At 68.0% G+C, this 8,082-nt stretch carries 6 protein-coding genes and 1 pseudogene; 4 read left to right on the top strand and 3 right to left on the bottom strand.

The features are described 5' to 3' along the window. Both ACK5M9_RS13950 and ACK5M9_RS13955 read right to left on the bottom strand, forming a co-directional pair. Nucleotides 1–737, bottom strand: a 737-nt coding sequence (locus tag ACK5M9_RS13950) for a family 1 encapsulin nanocompartment shell protein (RefSeq protein WP_416893752.1), incomplete at its 3' end; no start/stop codon positions are given. After that, nucleotides 734–1,795 (bottom strand): Dyp-type peroxidase, encoded by a 1,062-nt coding sequence (locus tag ACK5M9_RS13955; protein WP_416893755.1) that lies wholly within the window; start codon nucleotides 1,793–1,795, stop codon nucleotides 734–736. The genes ACK5M9_RS13950 and ACK5M9_RS13955, both read right to left, overlap by 4 nt. A gap of 19 nt (nucleotides 1,796–1,814) precedes the next feature. Here ACK5M9_RS13955 and ACK5M9_RS13960 point away from each other — a divergent pair, with 19 nt between their 5' ends. After that, nucleotides 1,815–3,092, top strand: a complete 1,278-nt coding sequence (locus tag ACK5M9_RS13960; protein ID WP_416893756.1) for a M18 family aminopeptidase — start codon at nucleotides 1,815–1,817, stop codon at nucleotides 3,090–3,092. A gap of 6 nt (nucleotides 3,093–3,098) precedes the next feature. Here ACK5M9_RS13960 and ACK5M9_RS13965 read toward each other — a convergent pair whose 3' ends face one another. Beyond that, complete coding sequence (locus ACK5M9_RS13965; RefSeq protein ID WP_416893753.1) at nucleotides 3,099–4,523, bottom strand: HNH endonuclease signature motif containing protein; 1,425 nt, start codon at nucleotides 4,521–4,523, stop codon at nucleotides 3,099–3,101. A 266-nt stretch (nucleotides 4,524–4,789) separates the two neighbouring features. On the opposite strand from ACK5M9_RS13965, the gene purL reads away from it, so the two are divergent. The 3 genes and pseudogenes from purL to ACK5M9_RS13980 all read left to right on the top strand — a co-directional run. Next, nucleotides 4,790–7,063 carry a phosphoribosylformylglycinamidine synthase subunit PurL gene (purL, locus tag ACK5M9_RS13970; RefSeq protein ID WP_416893757.1) on the top strand — a complete coding sequence of 758 codons (2,274 nt, stop codon included), beginning with the start codon at nucleotides 4,790–4,792 and terminating at the stop codon, nucleotides 7,061–7,063. A gap of 68 nt (nucleotides 7,064–7,131) precedes the next feature. Continuing rightward, a complete protein-coding gene (locus tag ACK5M9_RS13975; protein ID WP_416893754.1) occupies nucleotides 7,132–7,524 on the top strand; it encodes a sterol carrier family protein in 393 nt (130 codons plus the stop codon). Between the two features lie 129 nt (nucleotides 7,525–7,653). Further along, nucleotides 7,654–8,082: pseudogene (locus ACK5M9_RS13980) on the top strand (amidophosphoribosyltransferase); the annotation flags it as partial.

Below are 8,082 nucleotides of genomic sequence, written 5' to 3' on the forward strand. Positions count from 1 at the left end.
AGGTAGAGCCGTACGGTGTCGGCGTCGTGGTGCAGGTAGCCGATCGAAACGTCGGTGCCCAACTGCAGATCGAAGTCGCCGCCGCGGGTGGACACCACGAACGCGCCGTCTATCGCCGGCGCCCAGATGATGTCCCCGCCGCCCAACCGGTTCAGGTGCTGGCGGATCGGGTAGCCGTGCTCGGTGGTTTCGCTCACCTGGGTGTACGCATCGGCCGACAGGAGCACCGAATAGGGGCCGTCGACACCGGCCAGCCGAAGTGCCGTCAGTGCGCGGGTGATGACGTCGGGGATACCGCGGGGATCCTTCGGCAACGTCAGCGGCGGGTTGGAGCTGGCCTTCCGGATACCTTCGATGGAAGCGGCGGCGTAGCCCTCGAAGATGGCGCGGTCCTCGACGAAGGCCAGCTTCTTGGCGGCCTCCTTGACCGGGTCCCAGTCCGCATCGCTGGATCCCCGTTCGACGTCGTCAATCTCGTTGCGTGACAACGTGAACGGAACGCGCAGCCGGACCAGTGGTTTACTTGCCCGCAGGTGTGCCTCCACGCCGTCGGAGGGGGCCGCCACATCGACCAGCCGGCCCGTGCCGATTGCGGCGCAGGCCGGACCGCCGGGCTCGCTGACGTCGACCACCCGGCGTCCGGCGATGTGGCGTTTGAATGTCCGGGCGGCCTCCAATTCTATTTCCGTCCAAGCGTCTTCGGTGATGGGAGCCAGATAGCGATAGAGGTTGTTCATCGATTCCCGCCTTTCAGGCTGCCGATCGCGAGTGTGCCGTCGTTGCGTGCCGGGGCCGCCCCGTCGTCTCCCGGTGGATGATCCGGCAACGGTGGCGGATCATCGAGGAAGTCGATGGTGGGGGAGAAGAACAGGCAACCGGTGACGGCCGTGGAGAAATCCAGGACGCGGTCGGTGTTGCCGGGAGGATCGCCGAGGAACATGTTGCGCAGCATTCGTTCGGTGATTGCGGGGAACCGCGAATAGCCGATGAAATACGTGCCGTATTCGCCGCTGCCGATCTGACCGAACGGCATGTTGCGCCGCACGATCTTCAACTCGTTGCCGTCGTCATCGCTGATGACGTTAAGTGCGACATGGGAATTGGCGGGCTGCGCCTCCTCGGCCAACTCGATGTCCTCGAGTTTGGTGCGCCCGATCACCCGTTCCTGTTCGGTTACCGACAGGGAGTCCCAGGACGACATGTCGTGGAGGTATTTCTGTACGTGGACATACGACGAGCCCTCGAAATCGGGATCCTCTTCGCCGATCGCGGTGCTGTGCGCGGCGACCGGGCCGTCGGGGTTCTCGGTGCCGTCGACGAAACCGAGCAGGTCGCGATTGTCGAAGAACTGGAATCCGTGCACCTCGTCGACGACGGTCACCGCCCCGGCCATCGACTTGAGAATTCGTCCGGCCAGTTCGAAGCACACGTCCATGGCCTCGGCACGGATGTGGAACAGCAGGTCGCCCGGTGTGGACGGCGCGGTGTGCCGTGGTCCCGCCAGCTCCACGAAAGGGTGCAGCTCTGCTGGCCGGGGGCCGGAGAACAACCGGTCCCAGGCCGCAGAGCCGATCGAGGTGATCACCGACAGCCGTTTGGCGGGATCGCGGCTGCCGATTGCGCGCACCAGACCGGAAATGCCGGAAAGGGCCTCGTGCACTAAAGCCTCGCCGTCGCCGTCGATGGTTGCCACCAGGAAGATCGCGGCGGACGTCAGCGGTGCGACAACAGGTTGGGGTTGAACGGGCAGCACTCTGCAGACCCTAGCGGCATTGCCGGGGACGCCGACAGTCATGATGGTGAATATGTCCGTCATGTCGGCCGATGCTGCGGGTCTGGGTCGCTTCATCGACGTCTCGCCCTCGCCGTTTCACGTATGCGCGACGGTGGCCGCCCGGCTGCGGGACGCCGGATACAGCGAACTCGACGAGGCCGACCGCTGGCCGGGCGGAGCGGGGCGGCGCTTCATTGTGCGGGGCGCGTCGCTGGTCGCCTGGAGCAGCGGGGAAGCGTCCGTGCCGTTCCGGATTGTGGGTGCCCACACCGATAGCCCCAACCTGCGGGTCAAGCAGCACCCGGACCGAATGGCGGCCGGATTGCCCGTGGTCGCGCTGGAACCCTATGGCGGAGCGTGGTTGAACTCCTGGCTGGACCGGGATCTGGGGGTCAGCGGGTGCTTGGCTGTACGTGCGGGGGACGGGCGTGCGGGCACCGGCTTCACGCGCGTGCCGGTCCGGATCGACGAGCCCCTTCTGCGCGTACCGCAACTGGCGATTCACCTGGCCGAGGACCGCAGGTCGGTGACGCTTGATCCGCAGCGGCACCTCGACGCGATCTGGGGCGCCGCCGGCGAGGTCCGCGGCGGATTCGTCGGCTACGTGGCCGAGCGGGCGGGCGTTCCGGCGGCCGACGTGCTCGCCGCCGACCTGATGACCCACGACCTGGCCCTGTCGGCGCTGATCGGGGCGGACCGCAGCCTGCTCAGTGCGCCGCGGCTGGACAATCAGGCCAGTTGCTATGCGGGCTTGGAAGCTCTGCTGGCTGTCGAGCCCGAGGAGTTCGTGCCGGTCCTCGCGCTGTTCGATCACGAGGAAGTGGGGTCGACCTCGGATCACGGTGCGCAATCCAACCTGTTGCCAACCGTTCTGGAACGCATCGCGGCGGCCGGCGGCGGCGACCGGGAGGACTACCTACGGCTGCTGCCTGCCTCGCTGCTGGCGTCGGCGGACATGGCGCATGCGACGCATCCGAACTATCCGGAGAGGCACGAGCCGGGCCACCCGATCGCGGTCGGCGGGGGGCCGGTGCTCAAGGTGCACCCGAACCTGCGGTATGCGACCGACGGGCGCACCGCCGCGGCCTTCGCGCTGGCCTGCCGGCAGGCCGGCGTCCCGATGCAGCGCTACGAACATCGCGCCGACCTGCCGTGTGGATCGACCATCGGTCCGATGACGTCTGCGCGGACGGGCATTCCGACGGTCGATGTCGGCGCCCCGCAACTTGCCATGCACTCGGCGCGGGAGTTGATGGGCGCCGCCGACGTCGGCGCCTACGCGGCCGCGCTGCGGGCTTTTCTCGCTCCGGAGAATTAGGGCTGGTCAGGCTTGTCTCGGGGGAGGAGTCGCTCGGGGGAGGAGTCGCTCGGGGTGGTGGTAGGTGTTCGTGGTGGGTCCGCCGCGGCGGTGTCGGGGTGGCGGGGTCCACACGGTTTGGTGGCGGGTGTTCTTGGTGGTGTTCCAGCCATTGGCGGCCAGCGGGTGGTGCCCGGTGCACGCCAGGGTGAGGGTGTCGATGTTGGTGTTTCCGCCGGCGGCCCAGTCTTGGGTGTGGTGGACCTGGCATTTGTCGGCGGGCATGTCACAGCCGGGGAAGGTGCAGCCGCGTTCGGTGGCGTAGAGGACGAGCCGTTGGTCGGGGGTGGCGATGCGCCGGGAGCGGCCGAGGTAGAGGGGGCGTTGGGTGTGGTCGTCGAAGACGACGAGGTAGTGAAGGGCGTTGCTGGCCATGCTGATGAGGTCGCGGATGGGGATTTGGGTTCCACCGGCGGTGATTCCGTGGCCGCTGGCGGTGGTCAGTTCTGCCAGGGTGGTGGTGACGATCAGGGTGACGGGCAGGCCGTGGTGTTGGCCGAGCGCGGGGTTGCCGAGCTGGGTGCGGACGAGGTAGTTGAGGGCGTCATGCCGACGTTGGGCCGGGGTGCGGCTGTCCCGGGCCGCTGCTTGCTCGGTGGGGTCGCCGGTGGGGTCGCCGGTGGGGTCGCCGGTGGGGTCGCCGGTGGGGTCGCCGGTGGGCTCTCCGGTGGGCTGGTCGTCGGGGTTGGCCATCCCGGGTGCGGCGAATTTGGCGAGCCAGGCGTCGATGTTGGCGCGGAGTTCGGGGCTGGCGATCAGGGTGCCCTTGCTCATGCCGTCGGGGCGTTGGGGGCTCCAGGTGAAGCTGCGCTGGCGGGCGCGGTCGCGTTCGGAGTAGGTGCCGTCGGGGTTGAGGTGCAGTGCCAGGCGCTGGGCGGTCTTTTCGAGTTGATCGGGGCGTAGTTGGGTGGCTTGGTGGGCCAGCCGTGCTTCGGCGTCTTCGACGACTCCGGGGGCAAGGTCGCTGGGAAGGTCGCGGACGAAGTTCTGGATGACGCGGAGGTGTTGGGGGTCGAGTTGGCCCTCGCGCCAGACCGTGGCGGTGGCCGGTAGTTCGGGCGGTAGTTCTTGGCCGGTGAGGGTGAGCCGGGGGGACAGTTGGGCGGCGTCGCGCAGGCGGCGGCGGGCTTCGGTGTAGCTCAGCCGGCACCAGTCGGCGATGACCTTGTGGGCGGGTCCGCCGAGGTCGGCGATTTCTTCTTCGGCCAGGGTGTGGATGATGTCGTGGCTGAGCACGGCCTGGCGGCGGCGGGCGGTTTCCAGGTGTTCCAGGGTGCGCAGCCGGGCTACGGGGTCAAAAGCTGCGAAATCGAGTTCGGCGACGTCGGCGATTGCGGTGTCGAGTGCGGCCAAGCGCTCCATCAGGGCGCTGGGGGCGATAACCGAACACATGTTCGAATAGTAGCGCGGTTGGCTGACACCGATACCCCTGTCGGTCCCACCTGTGGACAAACATCCGACTGTGGATAACCGCCGAACGGTGCGGCAAGGCCGATACTCTTCCCCCGGGCGCGCCGTCGCCCCGCGCTTTCAGGGTCCGTAACCCCAATTGGCGCGCGGGCGGTCGTGTGGCGTCGGATTCGTTGCCGGCTGCCCGGGCATGGTCCGCCCAGCGGGTTGCGGGACCCTAGACTGTCCGAGTGACGAGCGCGCCCGCCATCGATACCGTCGGCCACGCCGCGGCCACCCCCGACCAACCGCAACCGTACGGTGAGCTGGGCCTCAAAGAAGACGAGTACCAGCGGATCCGGGAGATCCTTGGCCGCCGGCCCACCGATACCGAGCTGGCGATGTACTCGGTGATGTGGAGCGAACACTGCTCCTACAAGTCGTCGAAGGTGCACCTGCGCTACTTCGGCGAGACCACCAGCGAGCGGATGCGTTCGGCAATGCTCGCCGGCATCGGCGAGAACGCTGGCGTCGTCGACATCGGCGACGGCTGGGCGGTCACCTTCAAGGTGGAGTCGCACAACCATCCGTCCTATGTGGAGCCCTATCAGGGCGCGGCGACCGGTGTCGGCGGCATCGTCCGCGACATCATGGCCATGGGCGCCCGGCCGGTCGCCGTGATGGACCAACTCCGGTTTGGCGCCGCCGACGCGCCCGACACCCGGCGTGTGGTGGACGGGGTGGTCCGCGGCATCGGTGGCTACGGTAATTCTTTGGGACTGCCCAACATCGGCGGCGAGACAGTTTTCGATGCCTGCTACGCGGGCAACCCACTGGTAAATGCGTTGTGCGTCGGCGTGTTACGCACCGAAGACCTGCATCTGGCCTTCGCCTCGGGCACCGGCAACAAGATCATCCTGTTCGGCGCGCGCACCGGCCTGGACGGCATCGGCGGCGTCTCGGTGCTGGCCTCGGACACCTTCAGTGCCGATGGCGCCGACGGCGCCGCCCGCAGAAAGCTGCCGTCCGTTCAGGTTGGCGACCCGTTCATGGAAAAGGTGCTCATCGAGTGCTGTCTGGAGCTCTACTCAGGCGGGCTCGTGATCGGCATTCAGGATCTTGGTGGTGCCGGATTGGCCTGTGCCACATCGGAGTTGGCGTCGGCCGGGGACGGCGGCATGACGGTGGACCTGGACACTGTCCCCATGCGTGCCAGGGAGATGACACCAGCCGAGGTGTTGTGCAGCGAGTCCCAGGAGCGGATGTGCGCGGTGGTCGCCCCGGAGAACGTGGACGCCTTCATGGCGGTGTGCGACAAATGGGAGGTGCCGGCCACCGTCATCGGCGAAGTCGCCGACGGCGACCGGCTGCGCATCACCTGGCGCGGTGAGACGGTCGTCGACGTGCCGCCGCGTACGGTGGCCCACGAAGGCCCGGTGTACCAGCGTCCGGTCGCCCGTCCCGACACCCAGGACGCACTGAACGCGGATTCGTCCAAGAGCCTGCCGCGCCCGGCGTCCGGCGACGAGTTGCGGGCGACTTTGCTTGCGCTGCTTGCCAGTCCGCACCTGTGCAGCCGCGCATTCATCACCGAACAATATGACCGATACGTGCGTGGCAATACGGTGCTCGCGGAGCACGCGGACGGCGGTGTGCTGCGCATCGACGAGGCAACCGGGCGGGGCATCGCGCTGTCTACCGATGCGTCGGGACGCTATACCCGCCTCGACCCCTACACCGGCGCCCAACTCGCGCTCGCCGAGGCATACCGCAATGTGGCTGTCACCGGCGCCATCCCGGTCGCGGTGACGAACTGCCTCAACTTCGGTTCGCCGGAAGACCCGGCGGTGATGTGGCAGTTCGCCCAGGCGGTGCGCGGATTGGCGGACGGCTGTGCGGCACTGGAGATTCCGGTTACCGGAGGCAACGTCAGCTTCTACAACCAGACGGGGTCATCGGCAATCCTGCCGACGCCGGTCGTCGGGGTCCTGGGAGTTATCGACGATGTAAATCGCCGGATACCCACGGCTCTGGGCACCGAGCCCGGAGAAACGCTGATGCTGCTCGGTGACACCCGCGATGAATTCGACGGGTCGGTATGGGCTCAGGTGACCGCCGATCACCTGGGCGGGCTGCCGCCCGTGGTCGACTTGGGCCGGGAGAAGTTGCTGGCCGAAGTGCTTTGTGCGGCATCGCGGGATGGCCTGGTCACCGCCGCGCACGACCTGTCCGAGGGCGGGCTGGCCCAGGCTGTCGTCGAGTCCGCGCTGGCGGGTGAAACAGGGTGTCGCATAGTGCTTCCCGAGAACGCGGACCCGTTTGTGACGTTGTTCTCGGAGTCGTCCGGACGGGTGCTGGTCGCGGTGCCGCGCACCGAGGAGAGCCGGTTCCGTTCCATGTGCGAGGCCCGCGCACTACCGGTCGTCCGCATCGGGGTGGTCGATCGGGAGTCGGATGGGATCGAGGTTCAGGGGCTGTTCACCGTGCCTCTGGCCGAATTGCGGGCGACGTCGGAGTCCGTGCTGCCGGGGATCTTCGGATAGGGCGTTGGATGGGGCCGGGATCGCGGACGCGGGAACGCGCGGACTGAAGACGACCGGGACTGCAGAGTATGGCCTCCACCGCACGACCCGACCCGCAACGGACCCGGGAAGCCGTGGCGGCGGTCGAGGACTGGCTGCGCGACGACACCCGCCCCCCGCCGGACCGAAACGCGCTGGCGACGGCGGTCAAGCTCACCGCCCGCACGCTGGCCGCGCTCGCACCCGGCGCCAGTGTCGAGGTCCGGGTGCCGCCGTTCGTGGCCGTGCAGTGCGTTGCCGGACCCCGGCACACCCGGGGGACCCCGCCCAACGTGGTCGAGACGGACCCGCGGACGTGGCTGCTGATGGCAACGGGACTGATGGGGTTCGCCGACGCCGGGGCTGCCGGTGCCCTGGGCCTATCCGGCGCGCGCGCCGGTGACCTGGACCGTTGGCTCCCGATCGTCCCGCTACCACCCTGACGTCGGAGGGCTCTGCCCCGACACGGCGGGAGTGTGGGGAGCAACACGCTTTCTGGATTCGGCAGGGAGCTCTCCCCGGTCCTAGACTCAACATGCGTCACCAACCGCGCCCCAGGGAGCCGCCACACCGTGACCGTGCAACTAGCCGAGCAGGATTTCAGTTCACCACGTGAAGAGTGCGGCGTATTCGGGGTTTGGGCCCCCGGCGAAGATGTCGCCAAGCTCGCCTACTACGGCTTGTACGCGCTGCAGCACCGCGGCCAGGAGGCGGCGGGGATCGCGGTCGCCGACGGATCCCAGATTCTGGTGTTCAAGGATCTCGGTCTGGTCAGCCAGGTCTTCGATGAGCAGACGCTGGCGGCCATGGATGGCCACGTCGCCATCGGGCACTGCCGCTACTCGACCACAGGTGACACAACCTGGGAGAATGCCCAGCCGGTGTTTCGCACTACCGCCGCCGGAACCGGGGTTGCGCTGGGGCACAACGGAAACCTGGTCAACACCGCCGAGCTCGCGGCACAGGCCCGGGAGGCCGGCCTGATCGACAAACGTTGCCCA

The sequence above is a fragment of the Mycobacterium sp. genome (genome assembly GCF_047975165.1).
Taxonomy (GTDB): Bacteria; Actinomycetota; Actinomycetes; order Mycobacteriales; family Mycobacteriaceae; genus Mycobacterium.

Bases quoted from the DNA above. Each gene is read 5' to 3' on its own strand.
- ACK5M9_RS13955 (WP_416893755.1), bottom strand. From the start codon at position 1,795: ATGACTGTCGGCGTCCCCGGCAATGCCGCTAGGGTCTGCAGAGTGCTG.
- ACK5M9_RS13960 (WP_416893756.1), top strand. From the start codon at position 1,815: ATGTCGGCCGATGCTGCGGGTCTGGGTCGCTTCATCGACGTCTCGCCC.
- ACK5M9_RS13965 (WP_416893753.1), bottom strand. From the start codon at position 4,523: ATGTGTTCGGTTATCGCCCCCAGCGCCCTGATGGAGCGCTTGGCCGCA.
- ACK5M9_RS13975 (WP_416893754.1), top strand. From the start codon at position 7,132: ATGGCCTCCACCGCACGACCCGACCCGCAACGGACCCGGGAAGCCGTG.